General features: G+C 64.5%; 22 protein-coding genes and 1 pseudogene. 10 read left to right on the plus strand and 13 right to left on the minus strand.

Features of this window, described 5'->3' with window-relative positions; translation table 11 throughout:
• The first annotated feature begins 106 nt into the window (after positions 1 to 106).
• Positions 107 to 709: an alpha-ketoglutarate-dependent dioxygenase AlkB family protein gene (locus KZZ07_RS00885; protein ID WP_219510643.1), complete on the plus strand. Its 603-nt coding sequence runs from the start codon at positions 107 to 109 to the stop codon at positions 707 to 709.
• 81 nt (positions 710 to 790) lie between these two features.
• Here KZZ07_RS00885 and KZZ07_RS00890 read toward each other — a convergent pair whose 3' ends face one another.
• From KZZ07_RS00890 to KZZ07_RS00900, 3 genes are read right to left on the minus strand one after another with little or no spacing between them, the layout of a single operon-like run.
• Entirely contained in the window at positions 791 to 1,393 is a 603-nt protein-coding gene (locus KZZ07_RS00890) for an SH3 domain-containing protein (RefSeq protein ID WP_219510652.1), read from the minus strand.
• Between the two features lie 14 nt (positions 1,394 to 1,407).
• Positions 1,408 to 2,004, minus strand: coding sequence for a COG3650 family protein (locus KZZ07_RS00895; protein ID WP_219510655.1), 597 nt, complete (start codon positions 2,002 to 2,004; stop codon positions 1,408 to 1,410).
• 48 nt (positions 2,005 to 2,052) lie between these two features.
• Positions 2,053 to 2,883: an ABC transporter permease gene (locus KZZ07_RS00900; RefSeq protein WP_219510657.1), complete on the minus strand. Its 831-nt coding sequence runs from the start codon at positions 2,881 to 2,883 to the stop codon at positions 2,053 to 2,055.
• 128 nt (positions 2,884 to 3,011) lie between these two features.
• On the opposite strand from KZZ07_RS00900, the gene cysQ reads away from it, so the two are divergent.
• The 8 genes and pseudogenes from cysQ to KZZ07_RS00940 all read left to right on the plus strand — a co-directional run bounded on the left by cysQ (position 3,012) and on the right by KZZ07_RS00940 (position 12,402).
• A complete protein-coding gene (gene cysQ / locus KZZ07_RS00905; protein ID WP_219510667.1) occupies positions 3,012 to 3,809 on the plus strand; it encodes a 3'(2'),5'-bisphosphate nucleotidase CysQ in 798 nt (265 codons plus the stop codon).
• Between the two features lie 6 nt (positions 3,810 to 3,815).
• Entirely contained in the window at positions 3,816 to 5,039 is a 1,224-nt protein-coding gene (locus KZZ07_RS00910; protein WP_219510687.1) for a glycosyltransferase family 2 protein, read from the plus strand.
• Between the two features lie 126 nt (positions 5,040 to 5,165).
• Positions 5,166 to 6,056, plus strand: coding sequence for a UTP--glucose-1-phosphate uridylyltransferase GalU (galU, locus tag KZZ07_RS00915; RefSeq protein ID WP_219510700.1), 891 nt, complete (start codon positions 5,166 to 5,168; stop codon positions 6,054 to 6,056).
• A 4-nt stretch (positions 6,057 to 6,060) separates the two neighbouring features.
• On the plus strand, positions 6,061 to 7,044 hold the full coding sequence (gene galE / locus KZZ07_RS00920) for a UDP-glucose 4-epimerase GalE (RefSeq protein ID WP_219510725.1): 984 nt from the start codon (positions 6,061 to 6,063) through the stop codon (positions 7,042 to 7,044).
• Positions 7,025 to 8,209: a glycosyltransferase family 4 protein gene (locus tag KZZ07_RS00925; protein WP_219510727.1), complete on the plus strand. Its 1,185-nt coding sequence runs from the start codon at positions 7,025 to 7,027 to the stop codon at positions 8,207 to 8,209. Before galE ends, KZZ07_RS00925 begins: the two co-directional genes overlap by 20 nt.
• Before the next feature lie 81 nt (positions 8,210 to 8,290).
• On the plus strand, positions 8,291 to 9,271 hold the full coding sequence (locus KZZ07_RS00930; RefSeq protein ID WP_219510730.1) for a glycosyltransferase family 2 protein: 981 nt from the start codon (positions 8,291 to 8,293) through the stop codon (positions 9,269 to 9,271).
• Positions 9,268 to 10,968: pseudogene (locus tag KZZ07_RS00935) on the plus strand (DUF5927 domain-containing protein). Before KZZ07_RS00930 ends, KZZ07_RS00935 begins: the two are co-directional and overlap by 4 nt.
• A 6-nt stretch (positions 10,969 to 10,974) precedes the next feature.
• On the plus strand, positions 10,975 to 12,402 hold the full coding sequence (locus tag KZZ07_RS00940; RefSeq protein ID WP_219510732.1) for a sulfotransferase family 2 domain-containing protein: 1,428 nt from the start codon (positions 10,975 to 10,977) through the stop codon (positions 12,400 to 12,402).
• A 110-nt stretch (positions 12,403 to 12,512) separates the two neighbouring features.
• Here KZZ07_RS00940 and KZZ07_RS27565 read toward each other — a convergent pair whose 3' ends face one another.
• From KZZ07_RS27565 to KZZ07_RS00980, 9 genes are all read right to left on the minus strand, one after another.
• On the minus strand, positions 12,513 to 12,791 hold the full coding sequence (locus KZZ07_RS27565) for a peptide chain release factor-like protein (protein WP_255564090.1): 279 nt from the start codon (positions 12,789 to 12,791) through the stop codon (positions 12,513 to 12,515).
• A gap of 2 nt (positions 12,792 to 12,793) precedes the next feature.
• Positions 12,794 to 13,120: a hypothetical protein gene (locus KZZ07_RS27570; protein ID WP_255564091.1), complete on the minus strand. Its 327-nt coding sequence runs from the start codon at positions 13,118 to 13,120 to the stop codon at positions 12,794 to 12,796.
• Positions 13,120 to 14,232 (minus strand): RNA ligase RtcB family protein, encoded by a 1,113-nt coding sequence (locus tag KZZ07_RS00950; protein WP_219510750.1) that lies wholly within the window; start codon positions 14,230 to 14,232, stop codon positions 13,120 to 13,122. Before KZZ07_RS00950 ends, KZZ07_RS27570 begins: the two co-directional genes overlap by 1 nt.
• A 256-nt stretch (positions 14,233 to 14,488) precedes the next feature.
• Positions 14,489 to 14,953, minus strand: coding sequence for a PTS sugar transporter subunit IIA (locus tag KZZ07_RS00955; RefSeq protein WP_219510767.1), 465 nt, complete (start codon positions 14,951 to 14,953; stop codon positions 14,489 to 14,491).
• 65 nt (positions 14,954 to 15,018) lie between these two features.
• On the minus strand, positions 15,019 to 15,582 hold the full coding sequence (gene hpf, locus KZZ07_RS00960; RefSeq protein WP_219510797.1) for a ribosome hibernation-promoting factor, HPF/YfiA family: 564 nt from the start codon (positions 15,580 to 15,582) through the stop codon (positions 15,019 to 15,021).
• A gap of 274 nt (positions 15,583 to 15,856) precedes the next feature.
• Positions 15,857 to 16,615: an LPS export ABC transporter ATP-binding protein gene (gene lptB / locus KZZ07_RS00965; protein WP_219510813.1), complete on the minus strand. Its 759-nt coding sequence runs from the start codon at positions 16,613 to 16,615 to the stop codon at positions 15,857 to 15,859.
• Between the two features lies 1 nt (position 16,616).
• A complete protein-coding gene (locus KZZ07_RS00970) occupies positions 16,617 to 17,114 on the minus strand; it encodes an LptA/OstA family protein (RefSeq protein ID WP_219510816.1) in 498 nt (165 codons plus the stop codon).
• Positions 17,111 to 17,725: a hypothetical protein gene (locus tag KZZ07_RS00975; RefSeq protein ID WP_219510819.1), complete on the minus strand. Its 615-nt coding sequence runs from the start codon at positions 17,723 to 17,725 to the stop codon at positions 17,111 to 17,113. Before KZZ07_RS00975 ends, KZZ07_RS00970 begins: the two co-directional genes overlap by 4 nt.
• Before the next feature lie 12 nt (positions 17,726 to 17,737).
• Positions 17,738 to 18,352: a ribonuclease D gene (locus KZZ07_RS00980; protein ID WP_219510822.1), complete on the minus strand. Its 615-nt coding sequence runs from the start codon at positions 18,350 to 18,352 to the stop codon at positions 17,738 to 17,740.
• Between the two features lie 937 nt (positions 18,353 to 19,289).
• On the opposite strand from KZZ07_RS00980, the gene KZZ07_RS00985 reads away from it, so the two are divergent.
• Positions 19,290 to 19,979 (plus strand): sugar transferase, encoded by a 690-nt coding sequence (locus KZZ07_RS00985; protein ID WP_219510842.1) that lies wholly within the window; start codon positions 19,290 to 19,292, stop codon positions 19,977 to 19,979.
• 31 nt (positions 19,980 to 20,010) lie between these two features.
• Here KZZ07_RS00985 and KZZ07_RS00990 read toward each other — a convergent pair whose 3' ends face one another.
• Positions 20,011 to 20,814: an HTD2 family dehydratase gene (locus KZZ07_RS00990; RefSeq protein WP_219510845.1), complete on the minus strand. Its 804-nt coding sequence runs from the start codon at positions 20,812 to 20,814 to the stop codon at positions 20,011 to 20,013.
• Between the last annotated feature and the right edge of the window lie 5 nt (positions 20,815 to 20,819).

Here is a 20,819-nt window from a genome sequence, read left to right on the forward strand (position 1 = left end):
ATATAAGGAGCGGTATGAAGGCCTGCAAGCATCCTGATGACGGCATTTCACGGCTTTCTCGCTAACATCGGTTGGCATCTAGCCTGCATTCCTTGACAACACCCTTATGACCGACCCGATCTCGCAAAAAGGCTTTGTCATCCATCCCGGCTTTCTCGACCGCCCGGCACAGGAGGCCCTGGTGGCCCGGCTGCGCGAAGTTCTGGCCGTGGCGCCGCTGTTCACACCGCGCACGCGGCGCGGGCCGATGTCGGTGCGGATGAGCGCGGCGGGCACCTTTGGCTGGGTCAGCGACACCAGGGGTTACCGCTATGAGCGGCACCACCCGGACGGCATGGACTGGCCACCGATCCCGGAAGAGGTGCTGGCGATCTGGCGCGGCGTCTCGGGCTGTGAGCGGCTTCCGGAATGCTGCCTCATCAACTGGTACGGCGAGGGTGCGCGCATGGGCCTGCACCGGGATGAGGACGAGGCGGATTTCTCCTGCCCGGTGGTCTCCGTCTCCCTGGGGGACGAGGGCCTGTTCCGCATGGGCAACGTCGAACGCGGCGGGAAGACGTCATCGATCTGGCTGAAATCCGGGGACGTGGTCGTGATGGGCGGTGACGCCCGGCTGGCCCATCACGGGGTGGACCGGATCCGTTTCGGCTCGTCCACGCTGTTGCCCAAGGGCGGGCGGATCAACCTGACGCTACGGGTCGTGAGCTGAGCGGGCAAGCCGCTTGGAAGCGGCTTTTGCACGTGGTTGCAACCACGTGCAAAAGGCTCTTTCAAAAGCCTTGGCCCCGCCCTACTCGGACAGCTCGCAACAACCGGAATAGACGTATCCCTGCGGCCCGGTGACGATCAGCGTCGCGTCCAGCCCGAATTCATTGTCGGACATGCCGTTGTCGCAATAGGCCCCGGCCACGACCAGGGCCAGGTCGCGGCTGCCGTCAGTCCCCTGCAAGACATATTTTTCCAGCGGGTTATAGGCCCGCTGGAACAGGCCGACGGAAAACCTCTCGCCGGTCTCGTAGGTCATCGGCGTCCGGATCGTGGCATCCTGCCCGGCAAAGACCTCGACGTCCCAGAAGGGTTCCGTCCCGCCGCAGGTCACGCGGCGAACGTTGGGCAGATCCCCGTCCGCGCGCGGCGCAAGGTAGCGCAGCGAGGCCCAGCCGGGCCCCTCTCCGGCGTTCACCAGGCCCCAGCCGCCTTCGGCGCGGACCACCTCGACCGCGCGGGCGTCAAAGGTCAGCTCGCCGACCTTGTCGTGCCCGGCGCCCGGTCCGGCACGCAGGTTCAGCACGTCGTCAGAGGCTACGCCCACGACGTCATGCAGGCGCGGATAACCGTCCTGGGCCGCGGCGGCGGTGCCAAGGACCAGCAGTGCAAGCAGTACCCTCAGCATCGCCATCCCCTGCCTCAGTCCATGTCCAGCGAACAGCAGCCGGTGTAGACCTGCGTTTCATAGCCGCCGATCACCACCGAACCGGAATAGCCGAACTTGTAGTCGGACATGCCGTCGGTGCAGATCTCGTGGTTCATGACAAGGGTCACATGTTCGCCCATCTTGGCGCCCAGCAGGGCGAAAGGATGGTCGCGGCTGGTGGCGGCGGTCAGGTTCGATGCGCTGAACACCTTGTCGTCGTCATCGGGACGGGTGAAGGTCAGCTTGTCGTTCTGGGTCACGGTCGCGCTCCAGAACGGTTCGGTGCCGAAACACTTGAACTGATAGCCGGCGGGCAGCTCGGTGCCTTCCTGGCGCTCCATCGACTCCAACGGCACCCAGCCGGACAGGCCCGTGACGTTGACCCGGCCCCAGCCGTCATCTTCCTCGATCACTTCGACCAGCCGGGCATCGTGGTCCAGCGCACCGATCACGGTGCCGTTTTCCGTCGGGCGGGTGCGCATGTTCAGCACGTCGCCGTCATCCACTCCGGTGACGTTGTAGAGCGCCGGGAAATCCTGCGCGGAAGCCGCCCCTGCAAGGCAGATGAAAATGGCTGCAAATTTTTTCATTACTTTCTCGTCCTTATGTCCGCGCCCAAGCCCGGAAGAGCGAGACCGTCAGCGGCGCGCGCTCCACGAGGCCGAGGCGTGTTTGCGGGTGTAGAACTCACCCATAAGACCAATCATCACCAGAATGATACTCAGATATAACGCATATTCCCAGTCGGAATTCCGGGGGTTGTAATCCACGAAAGCATACCCACGGGACTGGTCGATGGTGTGGAACAGGGGATTCCAGTCGAACATGACCAGCATGGAGCTGGGCAGCGTGTTGGCCACGAACATCTTGCCGCTCGCGATCATGTTGGCACGCTGGTACACGGTCGAGATGATGCTGACCGGGGTCGGAAACCAGGGCTTGGCCGCCAGAAAGACCAGCCCGATCGCGCCGCCCGAGAACCAGGACAGCAGGATCATCGCCATGCACCCGATCGGATCGTGGATTTCCTGCATGACCTCGGGATTGAAGGCCACGTCGTAGACGAAGAGAATCACCATCAGCGAGAGGATCTGGATGTAGAGCGTAGAGATCATCGCCGAGACGATGGCGATGGCCGTATTCATCGGCGCATGCTGCATCATCGGGCTGGCCGGCCCCTCGGACCCGGCGACGGCGCCCAGTGTCTTGGTATGCGTCATGAAGAGAAAGACACCGGTCATGATGTAGACAAGGAAATCGCCGCGCAGGGCCGCGCTGCGCATCCCGAGGATCTGGAACATGAAATAGAACGCCAGGACGAAGATGATCGTCTGCAGCATATTCATGAAGATCGCCATGAAGGCATTGCCATGCGTCTTGCGCACCGCGCGCACGGAATTGTGGTAGATCAATTCAAGGATATAGATAAAGGAACCCAGCCGGGAGCGGGGTCTTGAAACCTGAAACATCTTGCCTGCTCCGGGTGCGCCCTTGTGATCGACCGCACACTTGCCGTTTTTGTTTACGGGCAGCATAAGGCCCGCAAGCTTTCAAATCAATAAATCCGCGCGAGGCCCGCGCGGTCTGGAGCCTTGTCATGAATTATTCCGAGCTGACCACCGTGATGCGCCGCCTTGCCCTGCAGGCCGGCGAAAAGATCATGGAGATCTACAACTCCGACGATTTCGAGGTCATGGTGAAGTCCGACAACAGCCCCGTCACCGCGGCCGACGAGGCCGCCGACGCGCTGATTTCCGAGGGCCTGCGCGAGGCCTTTCCCGACGTGGCGCTGGTGACAGAGGAACAGGCCGACAGCCATGACGTCTCTGCCATGACCTTCCTGATCGTGGATCCGCTGGACGGCACCAAGGAATTCATCAAGCGCCGCGGCGATTTCACCGTGAACATCGCCCTCGTCGAGGACGGCGTGCCGACGCGCGGCGTCGTCTATGCCCCCGCCAAGGGCCGCATGTTCTACACCGACAGCGTCGGCAAATCGGTCGAGGAGACGGGCCCCTTCAACCTGGAAACCGCCGGGGAAACCAATCCGATCAGCGTCACCGACCCCGACAATTCCAAGCTGATGGTGGTGGCGTCGAAATCGCACCGCGACCAGGCCACCGACGACTACATCGCCAAGTATGACGTCAAGGACATGACCAGCGCCGGTTCCTCGCTGAAGTTCTGCCTTGTCGCCACCGGCGAGGCCGATCTTTATCCGCGCCTGGGCCGCACGATGGAATGGGACACCGCCGCCGGTCACGCCGTCCTGCACGGCGCAGGCGGCCGGGTGGTGCGTTTCGACGACCACACGCCGCTGGCCTATGGCAAGGAAGGCTTCGCCAACCCCTTCTTCATCGCCTACGCTCCGGGGGTGGAGCTGAAAGAGGCCTGAAGCAACGTGACCCCGCCGGTCAGCATCGTCATCGTCAGCCGGGACCGCCCGGCGGCGCTGATGCGTTGCCTGACCGGCGTGGCGCAACTGGACTACGCGCCCTTCGAGGTGATCGTGGTCGCCTGCCCCGAGGGCGCCGAGGCCGTGGCTAGCCGCCCCGATGCACTGCAGATCAAGCTGATCCGCTACGACGAGGCGAATATTTCCGCTGCCCGAAATCTGGGCATCGGCGCCGCAAGCGGTGAAATTGTCGCCTTTGTCGATGATGACGCGGTGCCGGAACCGCTCTGGCTGCGGCACCTGGTGGCGCCCTTTTCGGACGACCGCCTGGCCTGCACCGGCGGCTACGTGATCGGGCGCAACGGCATCTCCTTCCAGTGGCGGGCACGCAGTGTCGACAGGACTGGCACCGCCCATGACCTAGACGTGACAGGCGACGACGCCGTGGCGCCCAGCCCTCCCGAAGGCCAGGCCATCAAGACCGAGGGCACCAACATGGCGGTGCGCCGGTCGGTGCTGGCCGAGATGGGCGGTTTTGACCCGGCCTTTCGGTTCTACCTGGACGAAACCGACCTGAACCTGCGCCTGACCGCCGAGGGGCATCTGACCGCTCTGGTGCCGCTGGCGCAGGTGCATCACGGGTTCGCCGAAAGCCCCCGCCGCGCCCGCGACCGCAGCCCGCGCGACCTGAGCCAGATCGGCGCGTCAAAGATGGTCTTTTTGCGCAAACACTGCCCGGAAAAGGCGCGCAAACAGGCGTGGAAAGCGTTTGCGCAGGCGCAACGCCGGCGGCTGTTGCGGTTCATGCAGCGCGGGACACTGGACCCTGCGGACGTGACGCGGCTGATGCGCGGGCTGCGCCGTGGCGCGAAAGAGGGCGCGACCCGCGCCTTTGGCGACACCCCGCCGCTGCCCCCGGCGGATCAGCCCTTCCTGCCCTTTCCCGGCCGCCCGGACGCGCCACGCATCCACCTGTCCGGTCGTCCCTGGCAGGCCAGCCGCCTGCGCTCCGAGGCGGCGAAAGCGGTGGAAAACGGCGCCATCGTCAGCCTGTTCATCTTCTCTCCGACGGCCCGCCGCCACCGTGTCCGCTTTACCCCTGACGGCGTCTGGCAGCAGTCGGGCGGTCTCTTTGGACAAAGCCTGCGAGAGGGGCGTGCGATCCGTCCATGGCTCTTTTCTTCTCGCGTCACATCAGAGATTGTGCGAGTGCAGAAACCGCGAGGTTAATGCGCCATCGTGGGTCCGAAAGGGCCGTCATGACATATTGGGAACACAACTTTACCAAGGTTTTTACCCTGCCTTAGGATATGCAGGCCCCAACCGGCCCCAAGGCAAGGACATATGGAGACTGTAATGAACACGAAAGTCACCAAGGCGATCTTTCCCGTGGCGGGGCTTGGCACCCGCTTCCTGCCGGCCACCAAATCCGTTCCGAAAGAAATCATGACTCTGGTGGACCGTCCGCTGGTCCAATACGCCATCGACGAGGCACGCGCCGCCGGGATCGAAGAGTTCATCTTTGTCACCTCGCGCGGCAAGGGCGCGCTGGAGGATTACTTCGACGTCGCCCCCCAACTGGAAGACGAGTTGCGCCGCAAGGGCAAGGACAAGCTTCTGGACATCCTGCTGTCGACCAACATGGACTCGGGCGAAATCGCCTATATCCGCCAGCACAAGGCGCTTGGCCTGGGCCATGCCATCTGGTGCGCCCGCCGGCTGGTCGGGAACGAACCCTTTGCCGTCATGCTGCCCGACGACGTGATCGCCGCAGACAAACCCTGCCTCCAGCAGATGGTCGAGGCCTACCAGGAAACCGGCGGCTGCATGGTCGCCGCGATGGAAGTACCGCGCGACAAGGTCAGCGCCTACGGCGTGCTCGATTGTTCCGAGGACATGGGCCACATGGTCAAGGTGCAGGGCATGGTCGAGAAACCCAAGGCCGAAGACGCGCCGTCCAACCTGGCGGTGATCGGGCGCTACATCCTGTCTCCGGACGTGTTCAAGCACCTGGAAAATCCCGAAACCGGCGCCGGCGGTGAAATCCAGCTGACCGACGCCATCGCCAAGGAAATCGACAGCAGCGGCGTCTATGGCTATCGTTTCAACGGTCAGCGGTTCGACTGCGGATCGAAGGCCGGGTTCCTGCAGGCGACCGTGGCCTTTGGCCTGGCGCGCGACGATCTCAAGGATGACCTGGGCGCCTATCTCGACGAACTGGCGGTGACCCGCAGAGCCGCGGAGTAACCCCGTGAGTCGGGTCCTGGTCACGGGCGGGGCGGGCTATATCGGCAGCCACGCCTGCAAGGCATTGAGGGCGGCGGGCTATACGCCCGTCACCTACGACAACCTCGTCACCGGCTGGAAGGACGCGGTCAAGTTCGGCCCCTTCGAACAGGGCAGCCTTTCCGACCGCGCCCGCCTGGACGAGGTCTTCGCCAAGTGGCAGCCCATCGCCGTCATGCATTTCGCCGCCCTGAGCCAAGTCGGCGAGGCAATGGCCAAACCGGGCCTTTACTGGCGCAACAACGTCGAAGGCTCGCTGACCCTGATCGAGGCCGCCTGCGCCGCGGGCTGCCTCGACTTCGTCTTTTCCTCGACCTGCGCCACCTACGGCGAACATGACAATGTCGTGCTGGACGAAAACACCCCGCAAGAGCCGCTGAACGCCTATGGCGCGTCAAAACGCGCGGTGGAAAACATCCTGCGGGACTTCGAGGCCTCGCACGGGCTGAAATCGGTGATCTTTCGCTATTTCAACGTGGCGGGCGCCGACCCCGAGGGCGAGGTGGGTGAACATCACCGCCCCGAGACGCACCTGATCCCGGTCATGCTGGAGGCGGTGGACGGCAAGCGCCCCGGGCTGACCGTGCATGGCACGGATTACGACACGCCCGACGGCACCTGCATCCGCGACTATGTCCATGTCATGGACCTGGTCGAGGCGCATGTGCTGGGCCTGCGCTGGCTGCGAGACGGCAAGGGCAGCCGGGTTTTCAACCTGGGCACCGGGTGCGGCTTTTCCGTGCGCGAGGTGATCACGGCGGCGGGCCAGGTGACCAACCTGCCCGTGCCCTGCACCGATGGCCCGCGCCGCGCAGGAGATGCGACAAAGCTGGTCTCGGGCTCGACCCGCGCCAGCGAGGACCTGGGATGGGAGCCGTTTCGCTCGACCATGCCGCAGATGATCGCCGACGCCTGGCGCTGGCATAAGCATGGCCATTACTCCGCGTGAACGCCTGCTGGACCTGACCCGGCTTGTCAGCCGGGCAGGCCGCCCCATGACCGGCGTCGACCGCGTGGAATTCGCCTATCTCACCCATCTGTTTCAGCACGGGCCTCTCTGGGGGCTGGTGCGCTCGTCACTGGGCTATGTTCTGCTGGATACGCGCGGCTGTGTGGCCCTGCGCGACCGGATCGCGGCGCAGAACTGGGGGGCCCCCGATCGGCTGTCGCGGATCAAGCGCGGGCTGGACCCAATACGGATGCGGGCGGAATCGGACCTGCGGCGTCTTTGCGTGGCACGCTGCCTGCCGCTGCGCCTTGGCGCCATGCTGCGCCGCCATCTGCCACGCGGCCTCACCTATGTGAACACCGGCCACACCAACCTGACGGATCGTGTCCTGTCGGCACTGCAAGGTATCGACGCCCCTGTGACGGTGTTTATCCATGACACCATCCCGCTGGACGTGCCGCAGTACCAGCGCCCCGGCACGGTCGACCGTTTTCGCCATTTCCTGAACCGCGCCGCGCGGGCGGATCTGCTGGTCTGCAACTCGCACCAGACAGAGACCGACTTGGCACGCCACCTCCCGGCAGAGCGCCTGCCGCAAACGATCTCGGCCCCGCTGGGGCTGGACCTGAGGACCCCGACGCAAGCGCCGGATGGTCCCTGGCAGGCGCCCTATTTCGTCACCCTTGGCACCATCGAACCCCGCAAGAACCACGCCCTGCTGCTGGACCTCTGGGAGGAGATCCCGGAGGCGCACCTGCTGATCTGCGGCAGCCGGGGATGGGAAAACCACGCGGTCTTTGCCCGGCTCGACGCCCGCCCGCCCCGTGTGCATGAGCTGCCCGGACTGGATGACGGGCAGGTGGCCGCGCTTTTGCAGGGCAGCGCCGGGATGCTCTTTCCCAGCTTCGCCGAGGGCTATGGCCTGCCCCCGGTCGAGGCGGCGGCGCTTGGCGTACCGTTGCTGCTGAACAACCTCCCGATTTACTGGGAGGTTCTGGGCGACATTCCCGTTTACGCAGATGTTGCGGACAAGTATCTTTGGCGCAAAGAGATAAGCCGGATGGCAGCGGATCATCAGGCGGGACGGACCCGCGCGGAGCAGGCACCGCGTTTTGCGCCCCCGACATGGGCGGCACATTTCAAAACGGTCTTAACCCTGACCTGATAGCAGCCCAGGACAGGGCGCCCGTCCGGCGCGATTGAAGAGGCACGCATTTTGGGCGCATGGCAAGCATACCGGCTGAGGATGCAACGGAAACGCTGGCGTATCCGCGCCGTCCGCAAACGCCGTGAACTGCGTCCACTGGCGAACCGCACCGATCAGATCCGCCCCTCGGACATCCTGCTGTTCTCGACCCAGCGGAACGAGGGCATCCGCCTTCCCTATTTCCTGCGCTACTACCGCGAGATGGGGGTGAGTCATTTCTTTTTCGTCGACAACGACAGCACCGATGGCTCTGCGGATTACCTTGCCGATCAACCGGATGTCTCTGTCTGGACCACGCGCGCCAGCTACAAGCGCGCGCGCTTCGGCATGGACTGGCTCAACTGGCTGCTGCTGAAACACGCGCATGGCCACTGGGCGCTGACCGTCGACCCGGATGAATTCTTTCTCTACCCGTTCTGCGACACGCGCCCCCTGCGCGCGCTGACTGACTGGCTGGATGCCTCTTCGATCAAGTCGTTCTCGGCCATGCTGCTGGACATGTACCCCAAGGGCCGGATCGATCTGCACCCCTACCAGTCCGGGCAGGACCCGATGGAAATCGCCAACTGGTTCGATGCCGGCAATTACGCGATCCAGAAGAACCCCAGGTTCGGCAATCTCTGGATACAGGGCGGGCCGCGCGCGCGGATGTTCTTTGCCGACAAACCCGCGCTGGCGCCCGCGCTGAACAAGATCCCGCTGGTGAAATGGGACCGGCGCTATGCCTATGTTTCCTCCACCCACAACCTGCTGCCGCGCGGGCTGAACCAGGTCTACGACGAATGGGGTGGCGAAAAGGCCAGCGGCATCCTGCTGCACACGAAATTCCTGTCCACCTTCGGTGCAAAGGCCGAAGAGGAACTGACACGCGGCGAGCACTACGGCGCCAGCCGCGAATACATCGCCTATGCCGAAGGGGTGCGGGACAACCCGGACCTCTGGTGCAAATGGTCGGAACGCTACATCAACTGGCGCCAGCTTGAGATCCTCGGCCTCATGTCCAAGGGCAACTGGGCATGAGCGTCGGTGTCGTCATGCTGGTCCACACTGCCTTTGACCGGGCCGAGCAGGTGGCGCGGCACTGGGCCTCGGGCGGGTGCCCGGTGGTGATTCACGTAGATGCCAAGGTCGGCAAACCCGCGTTTGACAATTTCCGCAAGGCGCTGGCCGATCTGCCCGATGTGCGGTTCTGCAAACGCCACCGCTGTGAATGGGGCACCTGGGGCCTTGTCGCCGCCAGCCAGGATGCGGCCCAGCTGATGCTGGACAGCTGGCCCGAGGTACGGCACGTCTACTTGTCGTCCGGCTCTTGCCTGCCACTGCGGCCGGTGACCGAATTGCAGGCCTACCTGGCCCAGCGTCCGCGCACCGATTTCATCGAAAGCGCGACTACCGCGGATGTGCCCTGGACGGTCGGCGGGCTGGATCATGAGCGTTTCACGCTGCAATTCCCGTTTTCCTGGCGCAACCAGCGGTATCTTTTCGACAGGTTCGTCGATCTGCAAAGGACCGTGGGCTATGCCCGTCGCATCCCCGAGGGGCTGGTGCCGCATATGGGCAGCCAGTGGTGGTGCCTGACCCGCCAGACCCTGACCGCGATCCTGCAGGACCCGCAGCGACCAAGGTATGACCGCTATTTCCGCCGTGTCTGGATTCCCGACGAAAGCTATTTCCAGACGCTGGCGCGGATGTACTCGACACAGATCGAAAGCCGGTCGCTGACGCTGTCGAAATTCGATTTCCAGGGCAAGCCGCACATCTTCTACGACGATCACCTGCAGCTTTTGCGCCGGTCCGACTGCTTCGTCGCGCGCAAGATCTGGCCGCATGCGGACCGCCTGTACCAGTCGTTCCTGGCCCACCCGAACACCGGCCAGCAAAGGCAGGACCCGAACCCGGGCAAGATCGACCGTATCTTTGCCAAGGCGGTCGATCGCCGGACCCGTGGCCGCCCCGGCCTCTACATGCAAAGCCGGTTCCCGACCCCTGGCTGGGAAAACGGCGTGACAGCCGGAAAATACTCGGTCTTCCAGGGGTTCGCAGAGCTCTTCAAGGACTTCGAGCGCTGGCTGGGCAAGGCCACCGGCGCGCAGGTGCATGGCCATCTCTTTGCACCGCAACGGGCAGAATTCGCCGGCGGCGAAACCGTTATCGCCGGGGCGCTGCCGGACAATGCGCAACTGCGGGACGCCAACCCCAAGGCCTTTCTGACCAATCTGCTGTGGAACACACGCGGCGAGCGCCAGTGTTTCCAATACGGGCCAGCCGACACGCCCAAGGTCCTTTAGCACATGGCGCGTGACCCCAACGCCCAGATCAGCGTGATTTCGGGCGCCTGGGCGGTGCCCCTGTTCCAGTCCGGCGGCGATTTTGCCGGGATCCGGGCAGAGGCCGCGCGCCTGCAAAAGATCGAGTCCAAGATGCTGGACGAATTGCGCAAGCCCGACGTCAAGGCGCGCATCCGCACCTGGACGATGGCCGATTTCATCGAGGCCCCGATGGAACCCTTGCAAACGCTGATCGACGAGATCGGGCAAAAGAGCAACCGCCGCCTGGCCGAGGCCCCTCGCCTGGTCGATCTCAATGGCTTTGGCCAATTCCTGCAAGACCTCAAGAACCAGGGAATGCACCCTTATCTCATGGGCGATTTCCCGGTCGATCCCCTGCCGCGCTCGCATCCGGGAAAGACCCGCAAACCCTATCTCGTCAGGAAGTAGCGCCCGATGCCCCAGCCTTTCGACTGTTTCGTGATCTTCGCCGAGATGCGGACAGGGTCGAATTTCCTAGAGGCGAACCTGAACGCCTTTGACGGGCTGACCTGCCACGGAGAGGCCTTCAACCCGCATTTCATCGGCTACCCCAACGCCCAGGACATCCTGGACGTCACGCAAGAGGACCGCGACCGCGACCCGCTGGCCCTGGTGGACCGCATCCGCACCGGCAGCGACGGTCTGGGCGGGTTCCGCTATTTCCACGATCACGACCCCCGCGTGCTGGAGCCTCTGCTGACCGACCCGCGCGTGGCCAAGATCGTGCTGACGCGCAACCCGGCCGACAGCTATATCTCCAAGAAGATCGCCCAGGCCACGGGCCAGTGGAAACTGACCAACGTCAAGAGACGCAAGGACGCCCTGGCCCGTTTCGACGCCGAGGAATTCGAGGCCCACCTGGCCGAGCTGCAGGACTTCCAGGTCAGCCTGCTGAACAGCCTCCAGACCACTGGACAGACGGCATTCTACGTCGCCTACGAGGATCTGCAGGACGTCGCCGTAATGAACGGATTGGCCAGGTGGCTGGGCGTGGCGGCGCAGCTGGACAGCCTCAACACCGCTTTGAAACGGCAGAACCCGCAACCCACCGCCGAGAAGGTCGAGAACTACGGGGAGATGGCCGAGAGCCTTGCCCGGCTCGACCGTTTCAACCTCGCCCGGACACCGAATTTCGAACCTCGGCGCGGGCCGGTGGTGCCCAGCTACATCGCCGCCGCCGAAACACCCCTGCTCTATATGCCGATCCGCTCCGGCCCCGAACGCGCGGTCAGGGACTGGCTGGCGGCGCTGGATGGCGTGGGCCTGGGCAAGCTGGTGGAAAAGTTCAATCAAGGCAGCCTGCGGGCCTGGAAACGCGACCGCCCCGGACACCGCAGCTTTACCGTGATCCGGCATCCGCTGGCGCGGGCGCATGACGCCTTTTGCTCAAAGATCCTGACCACGGAAAAGGGCGGGTTCCAGGGCATCCGCAAGGCCCTGCGCCGGGCGCACAGTTTTCCCATACCCGAGGGTGAACCGGGGCCGGACTATGACGTGAACGCCCATCGCGAGGCCTTTACCGCCTGGCTGGCCTGGGTCAAAGCCAACCTCAACGGCCAGACGGCGCTGCGCGTCGACGGGCATTGGGCCACGCAGGCGCAATGCCTGCAGGGCATGGCCGAATTCACCCTGCCCGACATGATCGTGCGCGAGGACGAGATGCAGGCCTACCTGCCGGCACTGGCGCTGCAGGTGGGCCACCAAGCCCCGCCCGATCCGGCCCCGGTGCCCAACCGCGCGCCCTTTTCCCTGGCACAGATCTATGACGACCAGATCGAGGCGCTGGGCCGCGAGGCCTATCAGCGCGACTATGTCATGTTCGGCTTCGAAGACTGGGCCTGAGAGCGGTTTCGCCCTGCCTTTGGCAGGGCGACCGGCTGGGGGCTCTGCCCCCAGACCCCCGGAGGTATTTTCAGCCCAAAGAAACACGAGGGCCTGCCTGGCATAAGACCTCACCGCTCGTGGAACCCCGGCCCCTCGAAGACGCGCGCCGGATCCCCCCGCTGCAGCTGGTGATGCAGCCAATGTGCCTGGCCCTCGCGCGCGGCATGGGCCTCGGCGGCATCCGCGTCGGCCAGCGCCTGCAGCCGTTCCAGCGCCAGCCGCCGGTTCTGATGCTGCGAGCGTTGATCGCGCACCACCACCGCGTAGGCGCCCCAGCGCGCGCGGATCGCGCTGGAAGTCTTGTTCTGGTGCTGGCCACCGGGGCCACCGGCGCGGATGGCGCTCATCTCTACCGCGCGCGGGTCGATGTCAGCCCCGCGTGCCGCAGCCGGCAGGCGAAACACCTGCACAACCAGTTTTTGCGCTTGTGGCGCGGGCGCAGGGCACTGGGACAGCGCCAGAGCACCCCCCCCTCCCAGCGCGCCGCCAGCGCCTCGGCCCCCGGCCCGGTGAGCACGGCGATGGCCGAGACCGGCCCGTCGCGCCCCGCGCGCCCGGCCAGGTCCAGCGTCACGCCCCGCGCCTCGGCCTCGTCCCTCAGGCGGGTCAGCACATGGCCAACCGCCTGTTGGCATTCGCCCGGGCCGTTGCCGCTCGAGATCAACAGCGTCACCATCAGCGACCTCCCTTGCAGGTCTTGAAGGTGATAAGCGGCGCCAGCGACAGCATCCCGCGCGCCAAGCCGAAGGCCTCCAGGTCACCCAGCACCGCGCCCGCGTCCTTGTAGGCGCTGCCTGCCTCCTCGATCAGCAGGTCGCGGTCGGCACAGACCACCCGCCCGCCGAACCGGGTCTGGCGCATCGCCTCCAACTCGGACTTCACCCGGCGGATGCGACCGTGCATGGCGGCGCGGTCATAGCGCCGCCCCGCCCCGTGTGAGACGGACCCCAGCGCCTCTGCCGGCCCCTCGGGCACCGCCATCAGGTAGCTCAGGCTGTCGCGCGACCCGGCCAGAGGGGCCAGACCCCGGTCCGGCGCCGCGGCGCCCTTGCGATGCAACCAACCGTCGGGCCGCGCCTCCAGGTGGTTGTGGGGTGCGTCACAGATCAGTTCCACCTGACAGCGCAGTGCCTCTGCCGCCGTCTGCGCCAGCAGCGCGCGGTTGATCCGCGCCCAGGCCTGCGCCGCACCGTGCAGGGTGACATAGCTTTCTGCCGCCGCGCTGTCGGGCAGGAAACCTGCCTTCCAGCTGTCCTCGAGTCCGGTGAAGATCCCGGCGCCATGCCCGCGAGAGCCGGTATGCACCAGCAGGCAAAGGTCACCCGGCGCAAGGCCCGGCGCGGTATCGCGCACCTCCTGCACCACCTGCACCTCGCAGAAATGGTTGCCGCCGCCCAGCGTGCCAAGGCCATGCGACCCCAGCCGCTCGGCCAATGTTCCGGCCAGTGCCGCGCGGGCCACTTCGGTCCCTGCCCCGTGTTCCAGCACCTCCAGCCGCCGCGCGGCCTTGTCCAGCTTCAGCTTGCGGCGCGGCAGGTCCAGCCGGTACAGCGCCATGCCACAGCCGATGTCCGGCCCGATCAGTTGCGGATAGATCCGGTCCGCCAGGAAAGCGCCGCCGACCGGGCCATAGCGACCCGGATGCAGGTCGGGAAACCCGGCCACGGCGCTCATGCCGGGCCAGCCGGCCACTTCGTTCAGTTGATCGACGGCGCGCCCTTCGATCCAGGCGCCGTCAGAATAGAATTCGCAGACACGCGCGCGTGCCGCGATGGGGGAATTGCCCATAGGTCCGTCTTTCTCAAATCATGAGAGGCGGCCCGGCGAAGGGCCGCGAAACGGATCGTCCAAGGAGGATTGCAGCCCGCCCGCAGGCGAGAGATCTCAGCGGCCCGAACGATCCAGGGAGGAAACGGTGACGAAAAATCCGGTCATGTGCGGCCCTCCTCTGTTGTCGGGGTGATGAATGTTGGTGAGATACCCCGCCCGCGCATCGGCGCCAACGGGGGATTTCCTGACCTCGCGCCTCTGTCGCGCAAAAGCCTCAGGCGGCCTTGGAGGCCTCGGCCTCTGTCAGGATGGTGAAGAGCGTGGTCGGCACCGGATTCGCGCGCAGCTTGGCGCAGAGCCCGTGGTCCCGGAGGCTGCGCGAGACCAGCGCCAGCGCCTTGAGATGTTCGACCCCGGCTTCCTCGGGGGCGAAGATCGCGAAGACGATGTCCACGGGCTGCCGGTCCACCGCGTCGAAATCGACGGGCTTTTCCAGCAGAATGAAGGCCCCGGTCACCGAGTCGATGCCCGGGATCCGCGCATGGGGCAGGGCCACCCCGCGGCCGACACCCGTCGGCCCCAGGGCTTCGCGTTCCATCAGCGCCTCGAGGATTCGAGGCGAATTGACGCCATAGGCGCTCTCCGCGAGGTCCGAGATGTCATGCATCAACCGCTTTTTGCTGGAGGTCGAGGAAACGACTTTGACAGCAGTCGGCGAAATGAGATCGACAAACTTCATGGGCCCTGCCTGTAACTAGGGTGCGAACACTGCACGGAAGCGGTCTGGTGGCGGATGGCTGACCCTTACGGATCGATCCAGCCGATGTTGCCATCATCCCGGCGATACACGACGTTCACGCCATCCTTCTTTTCGTTGCGAAACACCAGAACCGGCGCGCCCGCCAGTTCCATCTGCATCACGGCCTCCCCAACCGAGAGCGACGGGATCTTGGTTTGCATCTCCGCCACGATGATCGGTTGCAGCGTTTCGGGCTCTTCGGCCCCCGAATCTGCTTCGGTGGCGAGGATATACGAGGCCGCCCCGAAATGTTCAACAGGTTCGGCTCGGTCCTTGTGATGGTCTTTCAACCGGCGCTTGTAGCGACGGAGCTGTTTGTCCATTTTTTCCGCGCAGGCCTCGAAAGCTGCATAGATTTCCGTCGCATGTCCCTTGGCGGCAGCGTTCAGCCCGCTCGACAGGTGAACGATCGCTTCGCAGACATATTCATGGGCCGCCTTTGAGAAAACCACAGTCGCATCGGTCGGGCGCTGGCCGTACTTGTCCAGCACGGCGCCCAGCTCGTTGGTGACGTGAACCTGAAGCGCATCGCCGATATCGATGTGTTTTCCCGTGATCTGATAGCGCATGATTTGTCCTTTTCTTATGCACCCGTACGCCGCACGGAGGACGTGCCCCCGTTACGGCGTCACAAGGTTCAGGGAAGGTAGTACCGGATCGCGGAATGCACGCGAACCGCCTCGGAACCGAGGAGCCCGCCAACACGCAATGCCGTGATCGATAGCACCATACCCATATTTGACGAGGAAACCGGCGGGTCTGTCAATGGAAACCGGAAGCAGAACACGCCGGACATCGCGACAATGTGTCCCCGGCTGGTGTCAAGGGTGCACAGCCCGATTTTCAACCAAAGCGAAAGTTCTCGCCCAGGTAGACACGTCTGACGTTTTCGTTCTTCACCACTTCCTGCGGCGTTCCGGACATCAGGACCTTGCCGTCATGCAGGATATAGGCTCGATCCACGATTTCCAGCGTCTCGCGCACGTTGTGGTCGGTGATCAGCACGCCGATGCCCCGGGTTTTCAGATCCGCAACTAGGTGGCGGATGTCGCCGACGCTGATCGGATCGACCCCGGCAAAGGGTTCGTCCAGCAGCAGGTACTTGGGGTTAGCCGCCAGGCAGCGGGCGATTTCCACCCGCCTGCGTTCCCCCCCCGACAGCGCCAGCGCTGGGGCGCGGCGCAGGTGCTCGATGGAAAATTCGCCCAACAGCTCCTCCAGCCGTTCGCGGCGGCGGTGAGCGTTGCGTTCGGCGATGTCCAGCACCGCGCCGATATTGTCCTCGACGCTCAGGCCGCGAAAGATGGACATTTCCTGCGGCAGGTATCCGATGCCCAGCCGTGCGCGACGGTACATCGGAAGATAGGTGGCGTCATACCCGTCGATCAGAACCTGCCCGCCCTCGGGGTTCACCAGACCGGCGATGGCGTAAAAGGAGGTCGTCTTGCCCGACCCGTTCGGCCCCAGCAGGGCGGCCACCTCTCCCCGGTCCACCCGCAGGCTGACATCGCGGATGACGACCCGCTTGCGATAGCTCTTGCGCAGGTGGTTTACCCGCAGGCCGCTGTCGCCCTCGGTCACGCTCAGGTCAGGACCGGCCATCTCAGGGCTGCCCTTCGCCGTCGGGCGCCTGCTGCAACACGGTGCGCACCCGGCCCGACAGCTGCGCAGTCCCATCGCTGAGGTTGACGACCATGCGTTCGGCGGTCAGCGCGCTTGGCCCCTGGGTCAGCAGCACGTTGCCAGTCATGACAACCTGCCCCGCCTCGATGTCGTAATCCGCGCGCTGCGCCTCGGCCGCCTCGGATCCGCTGACCAGCGTCACACCGCGCGTGGCCTCCATCCGCCTGATCCGCCCCGCTTCGTTCGAGTAGACCACCAGCACCCGCGGCGCCGCCAGCCGCATCTGCCCCTGGGCGATCACCACGTTGCCGGTATAAAGAGCGGTCCCGTCGGCCTGGTTCACTTGCAGCGTGTCGGCGGTCACCTCAACGGGCGCGCGGGTATCCTGTTGCATTCCGCCAAAGGCCACCTGGGCCCCTTGCGCAGCCGCGCCCACAGGCGCGAGGAAAAGCATGACGGCAATCAGGTGACGGATCATTCGACAGAACTTTCTTCTTTCGGCGGTTGATATACCAATTTCACGCCGCCGGAAAACACCATTTGCACCGCGCCTTCTTCCCCGCTGGGCCCGATCTTGAGATGACCGGCCTCGAAACGGCCCAACGGCCCCTCGCCGCTGACCGGGCCGATGCTTTCTGCCGCGATCTCGTCCAACCGCGACATCAGAGCCTCTGTGTGCAGGACATAGCCCTGCGAGCTTTCGATGCGCACACCGCCTTGCAGGTGCGCCAGCTGGTTCTTGTCACGCAGGGTCGCCTCGAGGGCGTCCAGCCGTAACTCGCTGCCGTCGGTCAGGCGCATCCGCGCCTCCAGCTCGTCGGCGATGATCTGGCCGTCGCCCTCGGGCCGCACGCTGCGCGCGGTCATGGTCAACACATCGCCTTTGGTGGTGGTTCCCGCGAAATAGGGCGCGTTCACCTGTTCACGCGCCACGTTCTGCTGCAGGGCCTCGGCAAAGGGCACATCCCGCAGCGGCTCGGTCGAGCGCGACAGGAAAAACAGCGTCGACAGCATTCCCAGCGCCACCAGGGGAAGAAGTATCTTCAGCCAGGCGATCACCCGCGAGTAAAGCCCGTCTCCCCGGCGCATGTTCATCCTCTCTTAGGCATGGGCAAAGATATCGGTTTCAGGCCAGCCTTCCAGGTCGAGGATCGCCCGGGTCGGCAGGAAATCGAAACAGGACTGGGCAATCTCCGTGCGCCCTTCGCGGTCCAGCATCGCGTTCAGCGCGTCGCGCAGCCGGTGCAGGTGCAGCACGTCGGATGCGGCATAGTCCTTCTGCGCCTCGGTCAGGTCTGCAGCCCCCCAGTCGCTGGACTGCTGCTGTTTCGAGATGTCGACGGAGAGCAGCTCCTGCGTCAGCGCCTTGAGGCCGTGACGGTCGGTATATGTCCGCACCAGGCGGCTGGCGATCTTGGTGCAATAGACCGGCGCCGCCAGAGCGCCAAAGGCATTGTACATCGCGGCGATGTCGAACCGGCCGTAGTGAAACAGCTTCAGGACCTGCGGATCGGTCAGCAGCCGCGCAAGGTTGGGCGCCTCCGTCTGTCCCTTGGCAATCTGCACCAGATGGGCATTCCCGTCGCCGCCCGACAGTTGCACGACACACAGGCGGTCACGGTGCGGGTTCAGCCCCATCGTCTCGCAGTCGATGGCCACGACCGGGCCAAGGTCTAGGTCATCCGGCAGGTCGCCCTTGTAGAGATGGTTTGTCAAACTGCGCCCTTTCGTCCCGATCCGCTTGCCGGCTCGACATATCCGCGCCCTTGCGGGCTTTCAACTCTGGCCTGGCGCCACCACTCTCGTCAGATATGATGTCGCGCCACATTTTTCCCGTATTAGGCGAAAATCCGACAGGTTTTTGGCGGATCTTGGCGAATCAATGGCATTCACCAGGTGCGATTCGGGCAGGATCAAGGCCGGACTCTCGCGATTTTCCTATATTTGTAACAATCCGTGAGCTTGGCAACTCCCCCTATAATTGTTGAATGTGTCCGGCCCCGCCAAACCCGGATCGGTAGGCACAGCCCTTTGCATTCCGCCACGGAAAGTCACCAGCATTGTTTCCGCCAGAAGGAGTGCCCAGTCTCGCGTTGAGTTTGCGCGACGCCATTGCAACGACGCATACGCCCTGTTTCCCTTATTTTCCGATACTGTTCCCGATCCGGAAACATCGGCTCGCAAAAAACAGAAAAATTGTTTCAACGCGGTCGATTTACCAAAGGGAAACAAAGCTGCCTGACGCCGCCAAAAACACCCTCGAACTGCACGGCATTTTTGAGCGCTCAACAGGATTTTTCCCCGCATTTCAAACTCCTCCGTCAGATCCCTATTCATCTTTTGGTTGCACTCTTTCGTGCAGATTGACGGAACTGCGGCGTGGAGCCATAAGAAATCTGTCGAACGATTGGGACAAACTTTCGTCACAATTTAAAGAAACGGCACTTGGGGGTTGGTGCTTCCACATTGGGAGTATCGCGTTAGGTCTGCTGCGCCTTTGGCGCATCGCCATTCGATGACATAGCAGGGGCTATTTGCCTCTCAGCCCGGGGGGACACGCATTTGTGTGTCAAGGCGGAGCTATGCCTGAAACAGCGAAAAATTCAGATCAAATTCCGGTGCTCTCGTCAACGAATGACTCAGGGAGGTCATCTTGACTTTACAACTGCGCCTGCCGCTGCCTACGGCCAGAATTGAGAAATTGATCGACGAGGCGCTCCGCGCCGAAACCGGTCCCACCCTTTATCGCGATATCTTCAAACGGATGCTCGACGTGACGCTTGTCCTGCTGAGCGCCCTTCCGGTCCTGATGATCATCGGCATATTTGCGCTGCTCGTCGCGCGCGACGGGCACTCGCCCTTCTACTCGCAGAAACGCCTGGGCCGGAACGGACGGTTGTTCAACATCTGGAAGCTGCGCAGCATGGTGCCCGATGCCGACGCCCGGCTGAGCGCCTACCTCGACGAGAACCCCGCCGCCCGCGCGGAATGGGACCGGACGCAGAAACTGCGCCACGACCCGCGCATCACCACCATCGGCAAGATCATCCGCAAAAGCTCGATCGACGAACTGCCGCAGCTGTTCAACGTCCTGCGCGGGGACATGTCGCTGGTCGGGCCGCGCCCGATGATGCCGTGTCAACAGGAGATCTATCCCGGCACCGCCTATTACGCGATGCGCCCGGGGATCACCGGCTACTGGCAGGTCTCGGTGCGCAACGAAAGCTCGTTCGCCCAGCGCGCCGGTTTCGACACCGCCTACCTGGCCCAGCTGTCGCTGGCCAATGACCTGCGCGTGCTGGTCAAGACGGTGCGCGTCGTCCTGCACGGTACCGGCTGCTGAGCGGCTTCAGTCGGGGCGGTGCCCCGGCCCATCAATACTCCACGGACGCGCGCATGCACTGACGCCCATCCGGGGCCCGCACCCACATCTCGGTGCCGTCGCGGCACAGCGTGGCGCGTTCGTCATGCATCAGGGGCGCCGTCGCGCGAAAGGAAAACCCGCGCACCGGCGCGTGTTCTTGCGCGAACAGCAACAAGGCCTGCGCCAGCAGCGGCCCATGCACCACCAACCCGCCATAGCCCTCGACCGCGCGCGCATATTCCACGTCATAGTGGATGCGATGCCCGTTGAAGGTCAGCGCCGAGTAGCGGAACAGCAAGGTCTCGGTAAAGCCGATCTCGCGGCTGGCCTCCTCACCGGTCGGGGCCTCCGGCGGCAGCGGGCGCGGCGCTGACGGGTCCGGATCCTCGCGATAGACGAGGTCCTGCCGCTCTGTCACGCAAAGCTGTCCGCCCTGCCAGATCTCATGCGCCAGCGTGACAAAGCCCAGCGGCCCGCTGCGCCCGTCCTTGCGGGTCACGTCCACCACCCGAGAGACCTTTTCCGCCATCTGCCCGGCGCGCAGCGCGGCGTGGAACTGCAGCGCGCCCCCGGCCCACATCCGGCGCGGCAGGCCCAGGTCCGGGATCAGGCCCGTGCCGACGCGCGGGTGCCCGTCCCGGCCCAGCACGCCGGGCGGCTGCGCGTCCCAGAAATAGATCTGGTGAAAGAAGGCCGGCAGGGGCGTGCCCGCGTCGATGGTCACGGGCAGGTCCAGCGCCGCCTGCAGCGCGCGGGCGCGGTCCGGGTCCATCACGTCGGTTTGACGGCGCTGTGCCGCTGGGCCAGTCTGCATGGGTC

The organism is Mameliella sp. CS4 (assembly GCF_019392335.1).
GTDB lineage: Bacteria > Pseudomonadota > Alphaproteobacteria > Rhodobacterales > Rhodobacteraceae > Antarctobacter.